Raw genomic sequence first — 21480 nt, forward strand, 5'->3', positions numbered from 1 at the left:
GGGTTTTTAGAAACCAGGCGCAGAGGCCGCCGGTACATCAAAAGCAGACGGAGGCAGTCCGGCGTGCGTCCGCTCCGCCATCAGGGTCCATGCGCTTTCCCAGTCCCTGATTCTTGCCGCGGTATCAAATAGCGGTGATGCTGCAACCCTGGATGCCATGCTCTGGCGCAATGCCGTCAGCTCGGCGCTGTTGCGACCCAGTCTTGTCGCAGCCGCTATATACGCTTCCCGACTCTCAACTACACATTCCTGCAGTCCGGCCGCACTCAGGATGCTTCCACCCATGCGTGATGCCATGCTTTCCCCCGGGCAGGTGAGGGCGGGCAGGCCGATACGCATGGCGTCAGCCAAACCTTCGCAGGCGTTAACGGCCAGGGTGTCCAGAAAAAGATCGGTACCCTGCATCGCGCCCAGCATGGCTGCCCGCGTCATGGGTGAGGCGAAAAAAAGCCGCTTGCTGTTGATGCCTGCCGCCTGCGCTTCCCGTACCAGGTTGGCTGCAATTCCGGGGTCGTAGGGCGGAAGCCACATTACTGCATCCGGCAGGGAGCGCAGGATTTTCATCCATGCGCCAAAGCTGGCGGCGTCGAGGCATAGCGGGTGAACGAAGGTGGAAATTACAAAACAGTCTTCTGGCAATCCGGTGTCCCTGCGGTCTTGAAGCTCAGGTATGCAGGTACCAGCCAGCGTGTCCAGCCAGCATGTGACCGGCAGTCTTACGATCGCGCCTCTGTGCTGTTGCGACATCCGGTCAGGATGCACCCAGCTGTCCGAGACCACGTAGTCGCATACGCCGCGTAACTGGAATCCGTGCCTGGCAGGGATACCCAGTTGCACGGGCGCAACCCGCATTTTTGCAATCTCGCTGCGCGGGCGTGCTGCGGCAGACGCCATGTCGATAAAGATATCGAGCCGGTCCAGTCGGATGCGGCCTGCGGCCTCGGCGTCACTCATATGGGCCAGCTCAACCACGCTCGCAGCATGGGGCCGAACCGCATCCGCCCATTGCGGCTCTGGCGCTTTGGTGGAGGCATAGACGTGACAAGCGAAGCGGGACGCATCATGCATGCCCAGCTGGTGAATCAATGCATCGCGGACCTGGCTGTCACGCAGGTCCGGCAGGGCCAGGCCCACATGGATCCGGCCGTCGTTTCCGGGGCCGCCTGCCGTGCTCCGCAGGTGACGGACATAGGGTCGGAGTTTTTCTTGCCGGTTTGCTTCTGATGCCTTTGCCGTGTGCACTTCAATGGTTTCGACCTCGGCTTCTGTCAATCCCAGGATGTCGCTGTAGAAGCCGACAGACTGCCAGTCACGGGCGATACCCTGGGGTGTGTCTTCCGCAATTCGTTGCCGCAGCAGCTTTATGAATTTGCCCTGGCTGCGCCAGTCACACACTGTTGCGGCTTCAAACACCTGTGCCGCACAAAGCTGCAGGGCATCGGGCAGTTGTTCCTGGGACAGAGTGGCCGACATGGGTGGCCAGCTGGATAAAAAGCCGCGCAGGTGGGCGATGCCTGCAGCGTCAAGGCCCGAGATGGCCTGATCAGCCTGCTTTAGCTCGCCATTGAACGCGAGGATGATGATCTGCCGCGTGTGCAAGGCCATGTCATCAGGGAAAAGCGCCCTGGCCTCCAGGACGGCCTCGAGCGCCTCTGGCAGGCTGCGTGCGCCACACAGTGCATCGCACAGGTGGGCCCGGTAGTCCGCTCGGTAGGGCGCCAATGCCACGCATCGTGCCGCACAACTGATTGCGGTGGCCCAATTCAGCTGAGCAGCAGCCATCAGGCCCGTGTTGTTGAGGCTGCGCAGGTGATTTGCGTCGAGTTCAAGCGCCCGGGCATACGCCAGGCGGGCGTAGTCGATATCTCCGCTGGCCTGGGCGGTGATGGCCAGGTTGGCGGCACCGTCTGCACTTTGCATCAACACCGCCTCCAGTGTCAGCATCACCCTGTATGCGGCAATGGGCCTGCCCAGCGCGGACAGCATGGCGGCGCACGCCGAGGCCGTATTGACGTTGCCCGGCTGCAGTGCAAAGGCTTCTTCAAACGCCAGCAGTGCGTATTCGATTTTCCCCTGGGCATGCAACTCGCTGCCGCGCTGCATCAGGGCGTCATGGCTGGCAATGCTGTCCGGGCTCCGCAGATCTTCCATCCCCGAATTATGTTGCAGCGTTACGGCCCCCAAGGCCGTGCATGACTATGATTCGGGCATGGATGCCACTGCGCCGTCAACACTTCACCTGCTGGGCCACTTCACGGAACTGTTTACCGGCGCAGAACGTGAACTGCTGGAGATACGGCACCTTGTGGGCGCACGCAGGCCCGTGAAGATCTGGTCTGATGTACCGGTGAGCGCTGCTTACGCGGGAGACGCCATCAGCAGCATCCAGCCTTTTGCGCGCCAGTATCCGGCAAGCGGTGTGCTGCTGATTGCCGGGGTGCATATGCAGGCCGGTGTCTGGCTCAAATACACAAAGTTTGAGCGCATCATTCTTTTTTACAACCTTGCCAATCACGGGCAACTGTTTGCAGTGATCGAGGACATTCGCCATGCAACCGGACTGGAACCGGAACTTGTGTTCGTCTCGCACATGCTGCAAAAAAGCGTCGGCTTGCCGGGGCAGGTGATCAGGAGCCTGATGGACATCGCCCCTTTTACCCGGGTGGGCGAAGAACGCCTTGCCGGGAATGCGTCTGGCAAGAGCTCCGGTTCAGGCGGGCAGCGCAAAGCCCTGGCTGTGGGACGCATCAGCCGCGACGCCCCCGACAAGCATCACCCGGAGGACCCGGCCCTTTACCGCATGCTTGCAAGCAGGGGCGTGCGCGTACGGATCATGGGGGGCATGTGCCTGGTACCGCTACTGTCCGGCGTGGACGGTATCGAACTGATGCCCGCAGGCGCGATGCCGGCGGCTGATTTTTACCGCTCTCTCGACATCTTCTTTTACCGCACTGGGGCTTCCGTTGAGGCCTATGGGCGCGTGGTGGTGGAAGCCATGGCGAGCGGTTTGCCTGTGGTGGCCCATTCTCGCGGAGGCTACGCTGAGGTGGTGGAAGACGGCGTTTCAGGCTTTCTGGTTCACACCCAGGAACAGGCCTGGGACACGCTGATGCGGCTTTGCGCTTCTGCTGAACTTCGCACTGATGTGGGACGTGCGGCGATGGTGCAGGCCTTGTCGCTTCATGGCCGCGATGCCATGGAGCGGGACCTGGCGTTTTACCTTTAGCCGGAACGCTTCAGGGAGCCCTGAAAACAGCAACGCCGGTGAAGGTGCCGCCAACGGCACCGTTGCCGGAGACGATGGTGCCGTTGTAAAGCACGCCGGCGTTTACTGCATTGGCGCCTGTAAACAGCACATACAGCTTGCTGTCCGAGCTGGTCACGGTGGAACTGGAGAAATACACAAAGTTCTGGGAGATGGTTCCGAAACTGGTGGCCGCATTGAACTTCAGCAGGCGGCCGCCGAGCTGGGTGGGATCGAAATTCACCTGCAGTGTCGCGGAAGTGAGGGTTCCGCTCGTGCCCGTGTAACTGGTCGGGTTGGTGCCTCCGACCAGCACATAGTTTGCAAACACATTGCCCGTTGTCGGCAGGGTGGCCGTTGGCTGCCCGACAAGGTAATGGTTCTGGTAAATATTGGACGTGGTGCCGTTGAAGGATTTTGTACCCGTTACCCAGTTGCCCCAGCCGATGAAATTGTTGTCAGCGATAGTGCCCCGCGACCCCGATTCCGCGCTCGTGGTGACGTCAAATGTCGATCCGTTGATCAGGATTGATGTCGCCTTGCCCGAATCCAGCGTGCCCGAACCTGCGTTGTTGGAGGCCGCAGAGACAAATGTGCCGTTCTGGTCGGTGTTGTTCAGCGCGGTGTGGAAATGCCCGATACCGCGCAGATCGGTGAATGTACCGGTGTTGCTGACCTTGCCATCGACTTTGGTTTCCGTCGTCGTCGTTGTCTTTGTCGTCGTTGTTGTGGTCGTGGTTGTTTTGGTTTCTGTCGTCGTTGTAACCTGCGTCGTCTTGCCCTCGGCGTTCGTCTGGTTTCCCGCAACCGTAGGCTCCTGCTCGGGACCCGGTGTGGGCAGGCTTGCCTTGACGTTGGTTCGTACGGGTGCTTCCGTGCTGTTGAGCACCCTGACGGATTCACCGGCTGTAAGGCCCACGCATCCGCCGGCATTGCAAACCTCGATCGAGTCAAGCTCCGTTGTCACGCCCACCGAGCCGTCGGGGTTGTAGCCCACATTGAAGCCGGATCCGCGGATCCCTATGGTGGCCGTGGCGGTGTTGACCTTGTAGTTCTCGCGGTTGCGTTTTCCAATCAGGCCCGTGATGGCGCGCATGCTCCCGCGCAACAGGTCGACGAGGAAACGGTCCTCTTTGGGGTCGGCCTTGTCCACATAACTGGCGATCTTGAATTCGGTATTTGGCTGCAGTGATATCAGGCCGCCATCGGTGAACTTAACCTGGGCACGGCCATTGATACCGGTCAGGATCGACTCACCGCTTTCGAGATCCTTGCCCTTGGACAGTGGTGCCGTGCCTCCGTCAGGACGCCGCACATTGACCTCCCCGGCGGTGAATTGCGCCACCCCGGCGGTCGAAGCCGCGCGGGATTGCAGCGGATAGATGGATGCCAGTGCAATGACAAGAACCGTTTGCTGGATCTGGAGTGAGGTGGTCATGATTTTCCCGGGACAGCCTAGAAATCGCGGCGCAAAGAGATCGAAATCGTTGAACGTTTGTAGTCGGAAAGGGCCACGTTCGACTTGACCCGGGTCAGCGCCAGTTGCGGTATGACGCGCCAGGCTTTGCCGGGTATCCAGTTCAGCCCAAGGTTGAGGTTGAACTGATCATCCTTGCGTGTCATCAGAAAAAGGGTGTCTGGCCCGTTGTACCTGCGGTTTTCATAGCTCAGGCCCGCAAAGAGCGAGAGATCCGGGGACAACTCCTGTTGCACGCCCGTGCGTATGCCATAAAGTTTGTGGCCTGACTGCGGAAAGGCGCTGTCTTTTTCTTTTTCCGTGCCGATGTAGCCCCCCCCGAAGGTGAGGAACCCGTTGCGGAAGGCGTGGGCATATGACGAGCCAATGACCGTTCTGTCGGTATTTCTTGTCGGCTGCCCCGGGTAGCTGAGTGAACCCCACTGGATATAACTGCTGAGCTGCCTGAAACCATCAAACCGGTACGTCCATTCGCCGACGATACCCGCCTGGTCACGGGATCGGGTGCCGTTGACATCGTAAGTGCCGACCTGAACCACGCCCGTGAACTCGTTTTTTTCGTAACGGTAGCTGGCGCCCGCGTTGGCGTCGAGCTGCAGGTTGTTGTAGGTCGCGTTTTTCTGGTGGCCCCGGGCATTGCCGGAGAGGTTTGCGATGAGGGACCAGCGCGGATCGATCACGTAGCGGGCGGACATGCCTGCACTCAGCGTGGCGTAGTTGTCCTTGGTGGCAAGGCCCGAATTGTTGATCGTAAACACCAGCCCGCCAAAGGCTGGCACGGCGACATTGGAGTTGGCGACCCCGCTGTTGATATTGCTGTCATACCCGATGCCGGCCTCGACATAGGACTTGACCGAAGAGCGCGCCGCCTCTTCGGTGCGGTCTATCGCCTGCAGGAACTGGTCTATGGTGGCTGCGGCTTCTACCGGAATGTTGTCCTGTTTTGTCTGGAGCAAAACCCGGCGAGACCCCACGGTATCCCCCACGGAGAAGAGGGCGCGGCCGAGTTCGGCGCGGGCCCGCGAGTTTTCGGGCTGCACCGACAGCACGCGTTCAAGGGCAAAAATCGCGCGGGTGAACTGGCCGGTTTCATTGGCGGCAATACCCAGGACCGTGTCGAAGTCAGGATCGCCGGCGCGCGGTGTTTCCTGGGGTTCCAGCAGGTCAAACGCTTCCCTGGCCTGGCTTTTGTCCAGCAGCGCGCGTGCATCGCGCACGAGTGCATCGACTTCCGCATGCACAAGACCCGCTCCTGAGGCCAGAAGCGATGCCAGCAAACCGCTTGCAAATAATTTTTGTTTTGACCTCATGGCGCTCACAACCCCCACAGTTTTTGTAATTTTAGGCAGCCACCTTTGAAACAAAAAGTTTTATAGCACGCGGTGTACTTGCACGCCGTGACTTTTTACACTTGTTTCCGCTCCGCAAAGCAGCGTTTGCCCTCGAGGCCACATCATGGTGATACGTAACAAAATGTGCGCGGCGTGTTGCGTCACACCAAGGGTAAGTCCGGGCATGACGGAATTGATTCAGCGCCCAGAATATAAGCAAATACTTATATTTAAGCCGACATGCCAATGGAAAAAATGATTCAGGCCGATGGGCCGGTAGAGCAAAGCCGGGTGTTTGAACTGGCTGCCGAGCTGTTTGCGGTGCTGTCCACGCCCATGCGGCTGCGCGTGCTCAGTGCGCTGTGCGTGCGTGAGAAATCAGTCAATGAACTGCTCATGGAGATCGACACCACGCAGCCCAACCTGTCACAACACCTGGCCGTGCTTTATCGCACGGGGGTCCTTGCCAAACGCAAGGAGGGCGCGCAGGTGATTTACCGCGTGCAAAGTGAGAAGGCCATTGCCCTGTGCCGCAGCGTCTGTACCCAGATTGCGATTGAGCTTGATGAGCCGGATGCCTTGCCCCCCGGCCAGGCGCTCGCGCCCACATCGCCCCTCAAGGCGCCCGGGAAAGCGCCCCGGACATGCTGAGCCGCTTCATTCGCAGGGCGCCCGAGAATTTCCTGACGCGCGACCAGATGCAGGACGTCCGGGCCGGCAGGCGCGGTTTCCTGGCCGGGGCACTGGCTGCCGCGTCTTCCGCTGTCGCCGTCAATGCGCAAGCCCAGGCCGCTGAAGGTGATCCCAACATCCTGAACCTGCCGCCACACAGCACGGGTCTAGGCCAGCCGGTAGCCGCGCGGCCGTACGGCTTGCCCAGCGAGTTTGAAAAAAACCTGCAGCGCCGTGAAAGTCCCGGCCTCACGCGCATAGGCCAGGCCAGCGTCAGCTTTTGCCCGCTACAGGGCCTGTTCGGCATCATCACCCCCAGCGGCCTGCACTTTGAACGTCACCACCAGGGCTGGTGGGACATTGACCCCACCAGGCACCGCCTCATGGTCAATGGCTCGGATGAGACCATGCTCAAGCGCCCCATGGTGTTCAGCATGGACGAACTCATGCGCCTGCCCAATGTCAGCCGCATGCATTTCATAGAGTGCGGCGCCAATACCGGCATGGAATGGGGCAACACTGCCGTGCCGACGGTGCAGTACACGCATGGCATGCTCAGCTGTAGCGAGTTCACCGGCGTGCCGCTGCGCACGCTGCTTGAACTTTGCGGCGCCGATTTGAAGCGCGGCAGGTTTGTGCTGGCCGAGGGCGCTGACGGCTCCGGCATGACGCGCACCATCCCCATGAGCCTCATCATGAGCGGCGAGGTGCTGGTGGCCTATGGCCAGAACGGCGAAATGCTGCGACCCGAAAACGGCTACCCGCTGCGCCTCATCGTCCCCGGCGTGCAGGGCGTGAGCTGGGTCAAATACCTGCGCCGTATCGAGCTGGGCGACATGCCCTACGGCACAAAAGACGAAACCATCCACTACGTCGACCTGCAACCCAGCGGCCTGCACCGCCAGTACACCAGCATTCAGGAAGTCAAAAGCGTCATCACCTCGCCCAGTGGCGGTCAGGTGCTGCTGGACAAGGGCTTTCACACCATCACCGGCCTGGCCTGGAGCGGCCGCGGCAAAGTCAAAAAGGTTGATGTCTCCACCGACGGCGGCCGCAACTGGCGACCCGCACGCCTTGAAGGCCCGGTGCTGGGCAAGTGCCTGACGCGTTTTAACGCCGACTTTGTGTGGGACGGCAAACCTGCCATCTTCCAGAGTCGGGCAGTCGACGACACCGGGCAGATCCAGCCCGACTATCACCAGCTCAGGCAGGTGCGGGCTTCGCGCAGCATCTATCACAACAATGCCATCCAGTCCTGGTCGCTTGAAGAAAACGGCGAGGTCAAGAATGTCCAGGTTTAAGACCTCTTCCACGCTGCTGCGCCACGGCCTGTTGATGACCGCCGTGAGCATTTCCTCTTTTGCGCATTCGCAGGTACCTGCCAAAACGCCAGCACAAACCGCCATGTCTGCGATAGGCCGCACAGCCACACCGGCAGAGATCAAGGCCTGGGACATCGACGTGCGGCCCGATTTCAAGGGCCTGCCCAAGGGCCAGGGTTCCGTGAAGCAGGGCGAAGTGATCTGGGAGGGCAAGTGCGCTTCGTGCCACGGCAGCTTTGGCGAGTCGTCGGAGGTGTTCACGCCGATCGCTGGCGGCACCACCGCAGAAGACGTCAAGGCAGGGCGCGTGGACGGCCTGATGCCGGGCGCCAACCAGCCGCAGCGCACCTCGCTCATGAAGGTCGCGACGCTGTCAACGCTGTGGGACTACATCAACCGCGCCATGCCCTGGAATGCGCCCAAGACATTGACGACCGATGAGGTCTATGCGGTCACGGCCTATGTGTTGAACCTGGGCAACATCCTGCCGGCCGATTTCACCCTCTCGGATAAAAACGTCCGCGACGTGCAGGCCATGCTGCCCAACCGGAACGGCATGACGACTGCCCATGCCATGTGGCCAGGCAAGGAGCTTGGTGGCACTGCAAAACCCGATGTGCAGGGCTCGGCCTGCTTGTCAAATTGCGGCCCTGAAGCCGTCATCAAAAGCTTTTTGCCTGACTACGCCCGCAACGCACACGGCAACCTGGCCGGGCAGTCGCGCATGATTGGCGCCAGCCGGGGTGCGGACACGACACAGCCACCGCCAGCCGTGTTTGGCCAAAACACCCTCGCAAAACCTGTTGTGGCACAGGTAGCCGCAGCTCCTTTATCCAGTGGGCCGACGACATCAGGCATCACGCCCCTGCTGCAAAAAAATGCCTGCCTGGCCTGCCATGGCCTGAACAGCAAACTCATAGGTCCCGGCTTCAATGAGATCGCAGCCAGATATAAGGATAAGGGCCGCGCCGACGCGGTGAATTACCTCTCGGGCAAAATCAGGGCAGGCGGGCAGGGCGTCTGGGGTGGCATTGCCATGCCGGCGCAGTCTCTCAGCGAGGCTGAAGCGTCACAGGTCGCGCAGTGGCTGGCCCAAGGCATGCCCAGATGATGCAGGTAACCCGGTAGAAATCCCCTGTGAAGCTCAGCAGTTTTTGTGTCCAATATTCAACAGTCTTCAAGTTTTTTCAGACCAAAGGAGTCCACCATGGAACGTCGTGATTTTCTGGCAAGCGGTTCAGGCGCAACAGCGCTGGCGCTGGCTGCCGCTACAGGCCTCGCCCCGGCGCATGCGCAAAACGCGCCCGGCTGGAACAAGGCCGCTTTTGAAACCAAATCGCTTGCCGATGCAGCCAAGGCCCTGGGCGCCACCAGCGCACCGGTCGAAAGCAAGGACCTGGTACTGCAGGCGCCCGAGATCGCCGAAAACGGCGCCGTGGTGCGTGTTGCCGCACAAAGCAACATCGCCAACACCACGCAAATCTCATTTGTGGTCGAGAAAAACCCGTTTGCGCTGGCAGCCGCGTTCGACATTCCTGCAGGTACCGATGCCAATGTCTCGACCAACGTCAAGATGGGCCAGTCGTCCAATGTTTATGCGCTGGCCAAAGCCGGCGACAAGTTCTTTTATGCAGTCAAGGAAGTGAAAGTCACGTTGGGCGGTTGCGGCGGTTAACCGCGCATCTGTTCATTCAAGACCCACAACCCAACACTGAATTCAGGAGAAAAACATGTCAGATCCAATGAGAATCCGTGCCCAGGCCCAGGGCGACAAAACCACCGTTCGTGTGCTGGTCAGCCACGAGATGGAAAGCGGCCAGCGCCGCGATGCCGCCGGCAAAATCGTACCGGCCTGGTTCATCCAGAACATCAACGCCACCTGGAATGGCAAGACCGTGATGAGCGCCCAGTGGGGCACGGCGGTGTCCAAGAACCCTTTCATCCAGTTCGCCTTCAAGGGCGGCAAGGCCGGCGACAAAGTTGTGGTCAGCTGGGTGGACAACCGCGGCGACAAGCGCAGCGACGAAGCCGTGATTACCTGATTTATCCCTTGACGCCCCGCTTGCGGGGCTTGCGCACCGGTTACAAAAAAACGTCGAGGAGACACGATGAAACTGACCCGTTCAAGCGGCCTGACCCTGCTGGCAGCACTGGCCACCATGGCAGCCGTGGCGACCTTGCCCATGACGGCATCCGCCCAGAAAACCACGGCCGAGGGCATTGCCGAATACCGCGCCATGCTGGCCGACGGCAACCCGGCAGAGCTGTATGAAGCCAAAGGCGAGGGCCTCTGGAAGGAAGCCCGCGGCCCCAAGAAAGCCTCTCTTGAAAGATGTGACCTCGGCAAGGGCCCGGGCGTTGTCAAGGGCGCGTTTGTCGAACTGCCGCGCTACTTTGCCGACACCAATCGCGTGCAGGATCTGGAATCGCGTCTCCTGACCTGCATGGAGCAGCAGCAGGGTTTCAGCGCTCTTGAAATCGCCAAAACGCCTTTTGGCGCCGGTGAACAAAAAACCATCGAATCGCTGGTCGCCTACATTTCGGGCGAATCGCGTGACATGAAGTTCAACGTGCCGCAGGCCCATGCACAGGAAAAGCTCATGTACGAGGTCGGCAAGAAGGTGTTTTACCTGCGCGGCGGTCCGTATGACTTTTCATGCGCGTCCTGCCATGGTGCCGACGACAAGCGCGTGCGCCTGCAGGATTTGCCAAACCTGACCAAACAGCCTGGAGCGTCCACCGGCTTCGGCTCCTGGCCGGCCTACCGCGTCTCCAGCGGTGACCTCTGGAGCATGCAGCGCCGCCTCAACGACTGCTACCGCCAGCAGCGCTTCCCCTTCCCGGGTTACGCGTCTGACGCCACCATCGCCCTCGGTGTGTTCATGGGTGTCAACAGCAAGGGCGGTCAGTCGATTGCCCCGGCCCTCAAACGCTGAGCGGGGAGTTTCAACATGAAAAAAACAATCAACCAGACCGCCAAACGGGTCAGCCTTGTTTCAATGAGCCTGGGTGTGGCCGTGCTGCTGGCCAGCTGCGCCATGGCGCCGACATCCCAGCAGGTGGCCGAAGCGACCCAACAGGTCATGAAGTCGTCTTTCCGCGCCCAGGGCGAGGCGAAGATGGACCGGCTGGTGCAGGATGCGTCCAACCAGGCGTGCTCTGAAGCTGCGGGTGCGGCGCTTGACGAAAAACTCGCCAAGGCTATTGAAGCAGCCAACCTGAAGACGGTGAAGTTCCCGGCCGACGGCAAGCTGATTGGTGACTGGGCCGAAGGTGAAAAAATTGCCCAGAACGGCCGCGGCCTGACCTGGAGCGACCCGGCCAACTCGGTCAACGGTGGCAGCTGCTACAACTGCCACCAGATCAGCAAGGCCGAGCTGTCGTTCGGCTCCATCGGCCCCAGCCTCTACAACTACGGCAAGCTGCGCGGTGTGAGCAACCCGGCATCGCCCGAGAGCAAGCCTATCGTCGACTACACCTGGGGCAAGCTCTGGAACTCCAAGGCCTACAACGCCTGCTCCGACATGCCGCGTTTTGGCCATGCCGGCATCCTGACCGAACAGCAGATTCGCGATGTCATGGCGCTGCTGCTGGACCCGAAATCACCGGTCAACCAGTAACAGGTCCGCGACAGGCTTCCGACTGATCAGTGGCAGCCTTCAGCCATTTTTTAACGTGCACGGCAAAAATTTAGCGTGTACGTTAAAAAATCTCAAAAAGTTAAGTTCCATATTAACTTTTCGTGGTTTGGACCTGTTTTTGGACCGTCGATCGCTTCAAAATGTCCAAAAAACGGTCGTTTTAAGGTGGCAAATCGGCTGCAGGCCAATAAATACGTACGTGAGCAGCTATTAAATTGATAGTAATTAATACCTCCCAAACGCTTTAGCCAACACCAAGTAGCCCGCCATGAACCTGTCCCGCCGAGAGTTTTCAAGCGTCATGGCCGCCGCGCTGGCCGCCGGTTTTCCGCTGCAGCGCGATGCCAGCGCCGCCCAGGCCGGCGCGCTGTACGACGTGCCGCGCTCTGGCAATGTGCACCTGCTGCACATGACCGATTGCCACGCGCAGCTGATGCCAAGTTATTTTCGTGAGCCATCGGTCAACCTGGGCGTGGGGACTATGCGCGGCCGGTCGCCGCATCTGGTGGGCCAGCACCTGCTGAAAGCCGCCGGCATCAGGGCCGGCAGCGCAGAAGCCCATGCGCTGACTTACCTCGACTTCGAGCGCGCCGCCCGCCAATACGGCAAGGTCGGCGGCTTTGCGCATTTGGCGACGCTGGTCAAACAGCTGCGGGCCTCGCGGCCCGGCGCCTTGTTGCTGGACGGCGGCGACACCTGGCAGGGCAGCGCCACGGCACTTTGGACGCAGGGCCAGGACATGGTCGATGCCGCAAAACTGCTGGGCGTGGATGTGATGACCGGCCACTGGGATTTCACCTACGGCCAGGACCGCATCAAGAAGATCGTCGAGGGCGACTTTGCCGGCAAGATCGACTTCCTGGCGCAAAACGTCAAAACCAGCGACTTCGGCGACCCGGTGTTCAAGCCTTACGTGATTAAAGAGATGAACGGCATCCCGGTCGCCATCGTCGGCCAGGCCTTCCCCTACACGCCGATCGCCAACCCCGGCTGGATGACGCCCGACTGGAGCTTCGGCATCCGCGAAACAGACATGCAGGAAACCGTCAACGACGCCCGCGCCAGGGGCGCGCAGGCCGTGGTGCTGCTGAGCCACAACGGCATGGACGTCGATCTGAAAATGGCCTCGCGCGTCACGGGCATAGACGCCATCCTGGGAGGGCATACGCACGACGGCGTGCCGCGGCCAGTTATCGTGAGCAACCCCGGCGGCAGGACCATAGTCACCAACGCGGGCAGCAACGGCAAGTTCCTCGGGGTGCTGGATCTGGATGTGAAGGATAAAAAAGTCACTGGCTTCAACTACAGGTTGCTCCCGGTGTTCTCAAAACTCCTGCCCGCAGATGGCGCCATGGGCGAGCTGATCACCAGGGTGCGTGCACCTTATGAAGCAAAACTGGCCGAAAAGCTCGCCACCACCGAGGGCACGCTGTACCGCCGCGGCAACTTCAACGGCACCTTTGACCAGGTCATCCTCGACGGCCTCATGGAAGTGCGCGGTGCGGAAATCGGCTTTTCGCCGGGCTTTCGCTGGGGAACCTCGCTGCTGCCGGGCCAGGCCATCACGCGCGAACACCTGATGGACCAGACCGCCATCACCTACCCGTGGACGACGCTGACCGACATGCGCGGGGACATGATCAAGACCATTCTTGAAGACGTCGCCGACAACCTCTTCAACCCCGACCCCTATTACCAGCAGGGCGGCGACATGGTGCGTACCGGCGGGCTGACCTGGACCTGCGAGCCGGGTGCAAAGATGGGTTCACGCATCCAGGACATGCGCCTCAAGGGCAAGTTGATCGAGGCCGACAAGACCTACAAGGTTGCCGGCTGGGCGCCCGTGGCCGAGGCCAGCAAAAACGCCGGTCCGCCCATCTGGGAGGTCATGGAGACGTACTTCAAGGCCCACAAAACCATCAAACCGGTCAAGCCGAATACACCCACACTGATCGGCGTGGCTGGCAATCCGGGGCTGGCGGGCTAGCGTGTACGGCAAAAACTCATGCCGTCAATGCATGGGAAATCAGGTGCTCAAACATGCGCCAGGCCCATGGTTTCTTGGCCCTGTCGCAGAACGGTGGCACAATCATGGGTGTTTCTGAAGGCCCTTCCTGCCACAGTCGCATCCGCAAATCGGTCCAGCCGTGATCGCGGAAGGTTAATCAACCCAGCTTTAACCAGCTAATGTTTCCCCAAGGGAAACGGAGGTCAGCGGATATGAGTTCAAACTCGCAGTCGTCCACGTCTGCATCGTCAATTTACGCCGCCTACAGCGGCAACACCTATCTCTTCGGCGGCAATGCGCCCTATGTCGAAGAGATGTACGAAAACTACCTCGCCAATCCCGGCAGCGTGCCCGACACCTGGCGCGAGTATTTCGACGCCCTCCAGCACGTTCCCGCAGTTGACGGCAGCAATGCCAAAGACGTGCCGCACCTGCCGGTCATCAATGCATTCGCCGAGCGCGCCAAACAGGGCCAGACCAGGGTTGTCGTGGCCAGTGCCGATTCCGAAATGGGCCGCAAGCGCACCGCCGTCCAGCAGCTCATTGCCGCCTACCGCAACGTCGGCGCACGCTGGGCCGACCTCGACCCGCTCAAACGCACCGAGCGCGACAAGATTCCCGAACTTGAGCCGTCTTTCTATGGTTTCGGCGATGCCGACCAGGAAACCGTCTTCAACACCAGCAACACCTTCTTCGGCAAGGACACCATGTCCCTGCGCGAGTTGCTGAACGCCCTGCGCGAAACGTATTGCGGCACCATTGGCGCCGAGTACATGTACATGACGGACCAGAACCAGAAGCGCTGGTGGCAGCAAAAACTGGAAGCCATCCGCAGCAAGCCCAGCCTGAGCAAGGAAAAGAAGCTCCACATCCTGGACCGCCTGAGCGCAGCCGAAGGCCTGGAGCGTTTCCTGCACACCAAGTACGTCGGCCAGAAGCGCTTCTCGCTTGAAGGCGGCGAAAGTTTTATCGCCTCCATGGACGAACTCATCCAGCGCGGCGGTGAAATCGGCGTGAAGGAAATCGTCATAGGCATGGCCCACCGCGGCCGCCTGAATGTGCTGGTCAACTCCCTGGGCAAGGTGCCGGCAGACCTGTTCGCCGAGTTCGACCACACAGCACCTGAAGACCTGCCCAGCGGTGACGTGAAGTACCACCAGGGTTTCAGCTCCGACGTGACCACCCCTGGCGGCCCGGTTCACCTGAGCCTTGCCTTCAACCCCTCGCACCTGGAAATCGTCAACCCCGTGGTGGAAGGTTCCGTGCGTGCCCGCATGGACCGCCGCGATGACCCCAAAGGCCTGCAGGTGCTGCCCGTGCTGGTGCACGGCGACGCCGCCTTTGCAGGGCAGGGCGTTGTGATGGAAACACTGGCGCTGGCCGAAACGCGCGGTTATTTCACCGGCGGTACGGTGCACATCGTCATCAACAACCAGATCGGCTTTACCACCAGCGACCCGCGCGACAGCCGCTCGACGCTGTATTGCTCCGATGTCGTCAAGATGATCGAAGCACCTGTGCTGCACGTCAACGGTGACGACCCCGAAGCCGTCGTGCTGGCCACCCAATTGGCGCTGGAGTTCCGCATGGCTTTCCAGAAGGATGTTGTGGTTGACATCATCTGCTTCCGCAAGCTGGGCCACAACGAGCAGGACACGCCTGCGCTGACCCAGCCGCTGATGTACAAAAAGATTGCGCAGCACCCCGGTACGCGCAAGCTGTATGCCGACAAGCTGTCCGCACAGGGCATGGGCGACACGCTGGGCGACGACATGGTCAAGGCCGTGCGCGCCGCCCTGGACGCAGGCAAGAGCACCTTTGACCCGGTCATCACCAACTTCAAGAGCAAGTACTCGGTCGACTGGAGCCCCTACCTCGGCAAGAAGTGGACAGATGCGGGCGACACCGCATTGCCCATGGCCGAGTGGAAGCGCATCGCTGAAAAAATCACGACCATTCCTGCAACCGTCACGCCGCACCAGCTGGTCAAGAAGGTCTATGACGACCGCGCAGCCATGGGCCGCGGTGACGTGCCGGTGGACTGGGGCATGGGCGAGCACATGGCCTTCGCCTCGCTGGTGGCCAGTGGCTACCCCGTTCGCCTGTCGGGTGAAGACTGCGGCCGCGGTACCTTCACGCACCGCCATGCCGTCATTCATGACCAGAACCGCGAAAAGTTCGACACCGGTACCTATGTGCCGCTGCAGAACGTGGCCGACAAGCAGGCGCCGTTTGTGGTCATCGACTCCATCCTGTCAGAAGAAGCCGTGCTGGCTTTTGAATACGGCTATGCATCGAACGACCCCAACACGCTGGTGATCTGGGAAGCGCAGTTTGGCGACTTTGCCAACGGCGCACAGGTCGTGATCGACCAGTTCATTGCCTCCGGTGAAGTCAAGTGGGGCCGCGTCAACGGCATCACGCTGATGCTGCCGCACGGCTATGAAGGCCAGGGCCCGGAGCACAGCTCGGCACGCCTTGAGCGCTTCATGCAGCTGTCGGCAGACACCAACATGCAGGTGGTGCAGCCGACGACGGCCAGCCAGATCTTCCACGTGCTGCGCCGCCAGATGGTGCGCAACCTGCGCAAGCCCTTGATCATCATGACGCCGAAGTCGCTGCTGCGTAACAAGGACGCGACCTCGCCGCTGTCCGAGTTCACCAAGGGCGGTTTCCAGACGGTGATCCCCGAGCAGAAAGAAGACGTCATCAAGAAGGCCGACAAGGTCAAACGCATCGTGGCCTGCTCGGGCAAGGTGTATTACGACCTGGCCAAAAAGCGTGAGGAAAAGGGTCTTGACGACACGGTGCTGATCCGCATCGAGCAGCTCTACCCCTTCCCGCACAAGGCATTTGCCGCCGAGCTCAAGAAGTACCCGAACGCCACCGACATCGTATGGTGCCAGGACGAGCCGCAAAACCAGGGCGCATGGTTCTTTGTGCAGCACTACATCCACGAGAACATGCTTGAAGGCCAGAAGCTGGGTTATTCCGGCCGTGCGGCTTCCGCGTCGCCTGCGGTGGGTTATTCACACCTGCACCAGGAGCAGCAAAAGGCGCTGGTTGAAGGCGCTTTCGGCAAGCTCAAGGGTTTTGTACTGACCAAATAAGGTCACTGTCGCCCCACACAGATACACAAGAAATAATTGAAAGAAATACATGGCTATCGTAGACGTCAAAGTTCCCCAGCTGTCTGAATCCGTGGCGGAAGCCACCATGCTGCAGTGGAAGAAAAAAGTCGGAGACGCAGTTGCGGTCGATGAAATCCTGATCGAGATCGAGACTGACAAGGTCGTGCTGGAGGTGCCAGCACCTTCAGCAGGGGTCATCACCGAAATACTGGTGGCCGATGGTGGCACCGTGGCTGCCGAGCAGCTCATCGCCAAGATCGACACCGAAGGCAAGGGCGCTGCGGCTGCTCCTGCACCGGCTGCTGCAGCCGCAGCGGCGCCTGCCGCCGCACAGGCCTCGGCGCCCGCTCCCGCAACTTCGGGCGCTGGCTCCATGGCTGGCGTGGCCATGCCTTCTGCCGCCAAACTGATGGCCGACAACAACATGGCCGCAGGTTCCGTTCCTGGCACCGGCAAGGACGGCCGCGTGACCAAGGGTGATGTGCTGGGCGCCGCCGCCAAACCTGCTGCGGCTGCAATCCCTACCGGGGCACCTGCCACTGCGTTGCCTCAGGTGTCTGCGCCTTCCAGGGCATCCGACCTGGGCGACCGCCCCGAGCAGCGCGTGCCCATGAGCCGCCTGCGCGCCCGTATCGCCGAGCGCCTGCTGCAATCGCAATCGACCAACGCCATCCTGACGACCTTCAACGAAGTCAACATGGCCCCGGTCATGGACATGCGCAAGCGCTTCCAGGAAAAGTTCGAAAAAGAGCATGGCGTCAAGCTTGGCTTCATGAGCTTTTTCGTCAAGGCTGCGGTTCACGCCCTCAAGAAATACCCGGTTCTGAATGCGTCTGTTGATGGCAATGACGTCGTCTATCACGGCTACTTCGACATCGGTATTGCGGTGGGTTCGCCGCGCGGCCTCGTCGTGCCCATCCTGCGCAATGCAGACCAGATGAGCTTTGCCGACATCGAGAAGAAGATTGCAGAGTTCGGCCAGAAGGCCAAGGACGGCAAGCTGGGCATTGAAGACATGACAGGCGGCACCTTCTCCATCAGCAACGGCGGCACTTTCGGTTCCATGATGTCCACCCCCATCATCAACCCGCCGCAAAGCGCCATCCTGGGCGTGCACGCCACCAAGGACCGTGCCATGGTTGAAAACGGCCAGGTTGTGGTTCGCCCGATGAACTACTTCGCCATGTCCTATGACCACCGCATCATCGACGGCCGTGAAGCGGTCCTGGGCCTGGTGGCCATGAAGGAAGCGCTGGAAGACCCGGCACGCCTCCTGTTTGATTTGTGACACCCCTGTTGCCGCTCACTGCGTGTAGCGGCCTCCCCCTTCAAGGGGGCGACACCTGCGGCCCGGCAAAGCCGGTTCCGCGGTGTCTCTTGAAAAGGCTTTGCTTCGTTCGCCGGTGCGAAGGCAAACCCAGGTATTGCCACCGGCAGCTTTATTGAAAGAGTACATGTCAAAACAATTCGACGTGATCGTCATCGGCGGCGGTCCTGGCGGCTACATTGCCGCCATCCGCGCTGCGCAACTGGGCTTCAATGTGGCCTGTATCGACGAATGGAAAAATGCCAAGGGTGGCCCCGCACTGGGCGGTACCTGCACAAATGTTGGCTGCATTCCATCCAAGGCATTGCTGCAGTCGTCAGAGCACTACGAGCAGGCCAGCCACCACTTTGCCGACCACGGCATTGAGGTCAAGGGACTGGGCCTGGATGTGGCCAAAATGATTGGCCGCAAGAACAACGTCGTCAAGCAGAACAATGACGGCATCGTTTACCTGTTCAAAAAGAACAAGGTGACTTTCTTCCACGGCCGCGGCTCTTTTGCTGCAGCCAAAGATGGCCTGTACGACATCAAGGTGGCGGGCGCTGCCGAAGAAACCATTTCCGGCAAACACATCATCGTGGCCACCGGCTCGAATGCCCGTGCATTGCCTGGTGCGCCGTTTGATGAAGAGAACATCCTCTCAAACGACGGCGCCCTGCGCATAGGCGCGGTGCCGAAAAAGCTGGGCCTGATCGGCTCCGGCGTGATCGGCCTGGAGATGGGTTCCGTCTGGCGCCGCCTGGGTGCAGAAGTCACGGTGCTCGAAGGTCTGCCGACCTTCCTCGGTGCAGTTGACCAGCAGATCGCCAAGGAGGCGAAAAAGGTTTTTGACAAACAGGGCCTGAAGATCGCGCTCGGCGTGAAGGTCGGCGAGATCAAGAACAGCAAAAAGGGCGTCAGCGTCGCTTATACCGATGCCAAGGGCGAAGCCCAGACGCTGGAAGTTGACAAGCTCATCATCTCCATCGGCCGTGTCGCCAACACCATAGGCCTGGCGCCTGAAGCCGTGGGCCTCGCGCTGGACGAGCGCGGCGCGATTGTGGTTGACGGTGACTGCAAGACCAGCCTGCCCAATGTCTGGGCGATTGGCGACGTTGTACGTGGCCCCATGCTGGCGCACAAGGCCGAGGAAGAGGGCGTTGCGGTGGCCGAGCGCATTGCTGGCCAGCATGGGCATGTCAACTTCAACACCATTCCCTGGGTGATCTACACCAACCCCGAAATCGCATGGGTTGGCCAGACAGAAGAGCAGCTCAAGGCTGCAGGCCGTGCCTACAAGTCCGGTACCTTTCCCTTCCTGGCGAATGGCCGTGCCCGTGCATTAGGTGACACCACCGGTATGGTGAAGATGCTGGCTGATGCTACGACTGACGAAATCCTGGGCGTGCACATCGTGGGCCCGATGGCGAGTGAGCTGATTGCCGAATGTGTGGTGGCGATGGAGTTCCGTGCCAGCAGCGAAGACATTGCACGCATCTGCCATGCCCACCCATCGCTCAGCGAAGCCACCAAAGAGGCAGCGCTGGCAGTGGACAAACGTACCCTGAACTTCTAAACGGCAACACGGGTGACAGGTCCGGTTCGCGCAGCCTACGAGGCTGAGCTTGTAGCGCGGGGTTACGTCAGTGACCCCGCCCAGTTGCGGGCCGTAGATGCACTTGAGCGTTGCGCTGCCGAATGGGCCGGGTTCAAGGCGCAGCGATCCAATGCCCTCAAGAAGCTGATCAATCGCCCGCCGATTCCTCGTGGCGTTTATATGTTTGGCGGCGTGGGGCGCGGCAAAAGCTTCCTCATGGACTGCTTTTTCAACGCCGTGCCGCTGAATCGCAAAACCAGACTGCATTTTCATGAGTTCATGCGTGAAGTGCACCGCGAGTTGCGCGACCTTCAGGGAACGGCAGACCCGCTGGACGAGCTCGGCAAGCGCATGTCGAAGCGCTATCGCCTGATCTGCTTTGACGAATTCCATGTCGCGGACATTACCGATGCGCTTATCCTGCACCGGCTGCTGGCGGCGCTGTTTGAAAACGGCGTCGGGTTTGTCACGACATCCAACTTTCACCCGGATGACCTCTACCCCAACGGCATGCACCGGGATCGCGTGCTGCCGGCCATTGAGCTGCTCAAGGAGAAGCTTGAAATTGTCAACGTCGACAACGGCACGGACTATCGCCGGCGTACGATGGAGCAGTTGACGCTCTACCACACGCCGCTGGGTGCAAAGGCCAATGCCGAGATGAGGGATTCCTTCAACAAACTGGCCGAATCGCCCGACGAAAACCCCATCCTGCATATCGAATCGCGCCAGATACAGGCCAGCAGAAAGGCCGGTGGCCTTGTATGGTTTGATTTCAAAACGCTCTGCGGCGGGCCCAGGTCCCAAAACGACTACCTTGAAATCGCCACGCAGTTCCACACTGTTTTCCTTAGCGATGTACCCGCCATGCCCATGCGGATGTCCTCGGAAGCGCGGCGCTTTACATGGCTGATAGACGTGCTTTACGACAGGCGTGTAAAACTCATCATGTCGGCAGAGGTGGGCCCCGATGCGTTGTACACGGAAGGGCCTCTGGCCCACGAGTTTCCCCGCACCATCTCACGCCTGGAAGAAATGCAGTCTGCCGAGTACCTTGCGCTGGAGCGCAGGGATGTAGACACCACATTGACATGAAAAAAATACTGTTGTTGCTGCTGTCGGCTCTGGCGCTTGCTGTGCATGCGCAGCTCCCGCCTGCTGCCGCCCCGGCATCTGTCCCGATGGCGGATGTGGAGCGTACCCGCATCAACAACGCGCGAGCGCGCCTTGAGGCAGGCTTTGTGACAGAGGAGATTGCCTGCTACAAAAAATTCCTGGTCAACAGATGCCTCGACGAGATCAAACCAAGGCGGCGAGACGCCATGGCTGATCTGCGGCGCCAGGAAGTCCTGCTTGATGAGCTGGATCGCAAGGCCAGGGCGGCCGAGCAGATTCTCAAAACGGAAGAAAAATCGTCACTTGAGAAACAGCAGGATGCGGCCGACAGGCGCGCAACGTCCCTCAAGGATTTTGACGATCGCATGGAACGCGACGCGCAGAAAAAAGCTGATCGGGATACCCTGAAAGCGAATGAGAAAACCAATGTCGAATCGGCTGCCAGCAGGGTGACAAACAACCAGCAAAAGGCATCGGGCCGGTCCACAAAAAAGGCCGAAAGTGCCGAAGAAGTCCGCAAATTCAACGAGCGGCTGGAAAAAGCGAAGGAGCGGCAGGCCAGGCATGAGCGTGACGAGGCCGCCCGCACCGGCCCGCCCGCCAAATCACTGCCCCAGCCTCAATAGCATCCTTAC

The 21480-nt window shown here is 60.3% G+C and carries 17 protein-coding genes; 14 read left to right on the forward strand and 3 right to left on the reverse strand.

Annotated features, from left to right (window positions below; genetic code table 11):
- Positions 1 to 6 precede the first annotated feature (6 nt).
- On the reverse strand, positions 7 to 2151 hold the full coding sequence (locus HYX42_RS00850) for a glycosyltransferase family 41 protein (RefSeq protein ID WP_293398713.1): 2145 nt from the start codon (positions 2149 to 2151) through the stop codon (positions 7 to 9).
- Positions 2152 to 2188: 37 nt separating this feature from the next.
- Here HYX42_RS00850 and HYX42_RS00855 point away from each other — a divergent pair, with 37 nt between their 5' ends.
- Positions 2189 to 3226 carry a glycosyltransferase gene (locus tag HYX42_RS00855; protein ID WP_293398714.1) on the forward strand — a complete coding sequence of 346 codons (1038 nt, stop codon included), beginning with the start codon at positions 2189 to 2191 and terminating at the stop codon, positions 3224 to 3226.
- A gap of 10 nt (positions 3227 to 3236) precedes the next feature.
- Here the strand turns inward: HYX42_RS00855 and HYX42_RS00860 are convergent, their stop codons facing one another.
- Both HYX42_RS00860 and HYX42_RS00865 read right to left on the reverse strand, forming a co-directional pair.
- Positions 3237 to 4682 (reverse strand): FecR family protein, encoded by a 1446-nt coding sequence (locus tag HYX42_RS00860; RefSeq protein WP_293398715.1) that lies wholly within the window; start codon positions 4680 to 4682, stop codon positions 3237 to 3239.
- A 17-nt stretch (positions 4683 to 4699) separates the two neighbouring features.
- A complete protein-coding gene (locus HYX42_RS00865) occupies positions 4700 to 6031 on the reverse strand; it encodes a surface lipoprotein assembly modifier (protein ID WP_293398716.1) in 1332 nt (443 codons plus the stop codon).
- Positions 6032 to 6298: 267 nt separating this feature from the next.
- Between HYX42_RS00865 and HYX42_RS00870 the strand changes: the two genes are divergently transcribed.
- The 13 genes from HYX42_RS00870 (at position 6299) to HYX42_RS00930 (ending at position 21471) form a co-directional block, all read left to right on the forward strand.
- Entirely contained in the window at positions 6299 to 6703 is a 405-nt protein-coding gene (locus HYX42_RS00870) for a metalloregulator ArsR/SmtB family transcription factor (RefSeq protein WP_293398717.1), read from the forward strand.
- Positions 6697 to 8025, forward strand: a complete 1329-nt coding sequence (gene soxC, locus HYX42_RS00875; protein WP_293398718.1) for a sulfite dehydrogenase — start codon at positions 6697 to 6699, stop codon at positions 8023 to 8025. The genes HYX42_RS00870 and soxC overlap by 7 nt, the downstream gene beginning before the upstream one ends.
- Before the next feature lie 103 nt (positions 8026 to 8128).
- Complete coding sequence (locus tag HYX42_RS00880; protein WP_293399969.1) at positions 8129 to 9157, forward strand: c-type cytochrome; 1029 nt, start codon at positions 8129 to 8131, stop codon at positions 9155 to 9157.
- A 96-nt stretch (positions 9158 to 9253) separates the two neighbouring features.
- Positions 9254 to 9721 carry a thiosulfate oxidation carrier protein SoxY gene (gene soxY, locus HYX42_RS00885; RefSeq protein WP_293398719.1) on the forward strand — a complete coding sequence of 156 codons (468 nt, stop codon included), beginning with the start codon at positions 9254 to 9256 and terminating at the stop codon, positions 9719 to 9721.
- 55 nt (positions 9722 to 9776) lie between these two features.
- A complete protein-coding gene (gene soxZ, locus HYX42_RS00890) occupies positions 9777 to 10088 on the forward strand; it encodes a thiosulfate oxidation carrier complex protein SoxZ (RefSeq protein ID WP_293398720.1) in 312 nt (103 codons plus the stop codon).
- A gap of 117 nt (positions 10089 to 10205) precedes the next feature.
- Positions 10206 to 10982 carry a sulfur oxidation c-type cytochrome SoxA gene (gene soxA, locus HYX42_RS00895; RefSeq protein ID WP_293399972.1) on the forward strand — a complete coding sequence of 259 codons (777 nt, stop codon included), beginning with the start codon at positions 10206 to 10208 and terminating at the stop codon, positions 10980 to 10982.
- A gap of 102 nt (positions 10983 to 11084) precedes the next feature.
- Entirely contained in the window at positions 11085 to 11666 is a 582-nt protein-coding gene (gene soxX, locus HYX42_RS00900; RefSeq protein WP_293399974.1) for a sulfur oxidation c-type cytochrome SoxX, read from the forward strand.
- 289 nt (positions 11667 to 11955) lie between these two features.
- A complete protein-coding gene (soxB, locus tag HYX42_RS00905) occupies positions 11956 to 13674 on the forward strand; it encodes a thiosulfohydrolase SoxB (RefSeq protein WP_293398721.1) in 1719 nt (572 codons plus the stop codon).
- A 233-nt stretch (positions 13675 to 13907) separates the two neighbouring features.
- On the forward strand, positions 13908 to 16805 hold the full coding sequence (locus HYX42_RS00910; protein WP_293398722.1) for a 2-oxoglutarate dehydrogenase E1 component: 2898 nt from the start codon (positions 13908 to 13910) through the stop codon (positions 16803 to 16805).
- Between the two features lie 49 nt (positions 16806 to 16854).
- Positions 16855 to 18114 carry a 2-oxoglutarate dehydrogenase complex dihydrolipoyllysine-residue succinyltransferase gene (gene odhB / locus HYX42_RS00915; protein ID WP_293398723.1) on the forward strand — a complete coding sequence of 420 codons (1260 nt, stop codon included), beginning with the start codon at positions 16855 to 16857 and terminating at the stop codon, positions 18112 to 18114.
- Positions 18115 to 18280: 166 nt separating this feature from the next.
- A complete protein-coding gene (lpdA, locus tag HYX42_RS00920) occupies positions 18281 to 19708 on the forward strand; it encodes a dihydrolipoyl dehydrogenase (RefSeq protein ID WP_293398724.1) in 1428 nt (475 codons plus the stop codon).
- 12 nt (positions 19709 to 19720) lie between these two features.
- The gene (zapE, locus tag HYX42_RS00925; protein WP_293398725.1) at positions 19721 to 20824 is read left to right on the forward strand and encodes a cell division protein ZapE; all 1104 of its coding nucleotides are present in this window, start codon (positions 19721 to 19723) and stop codon (positions 20822 to 20824) included.
- Positions 20821 to 21471, forward strand: a complete 651-nt coding sequence (locus HYX42_RS00930) for a hypothetical protein (protein WP_293398726.1) — start codon at positions 20821 to 20823, stop codon at positions 21469 to 21471. Before zapE ends, HYX42_RS00930 begins: the two co-directional genes overlap by 4 nt.
- Positions 21472 to 21480: the final 9 nt, after the last annotated feature.

It is taken from the genome of Polaromonas sp., assembly GCF_016185115.1.
In the GTDB taxonomy this organism is placed as follows: Bacteria; Pseudomonadota; Gammaproteobacteria; order Burkholderiales; family Burkholderiaceae_C; genus Polaromonas.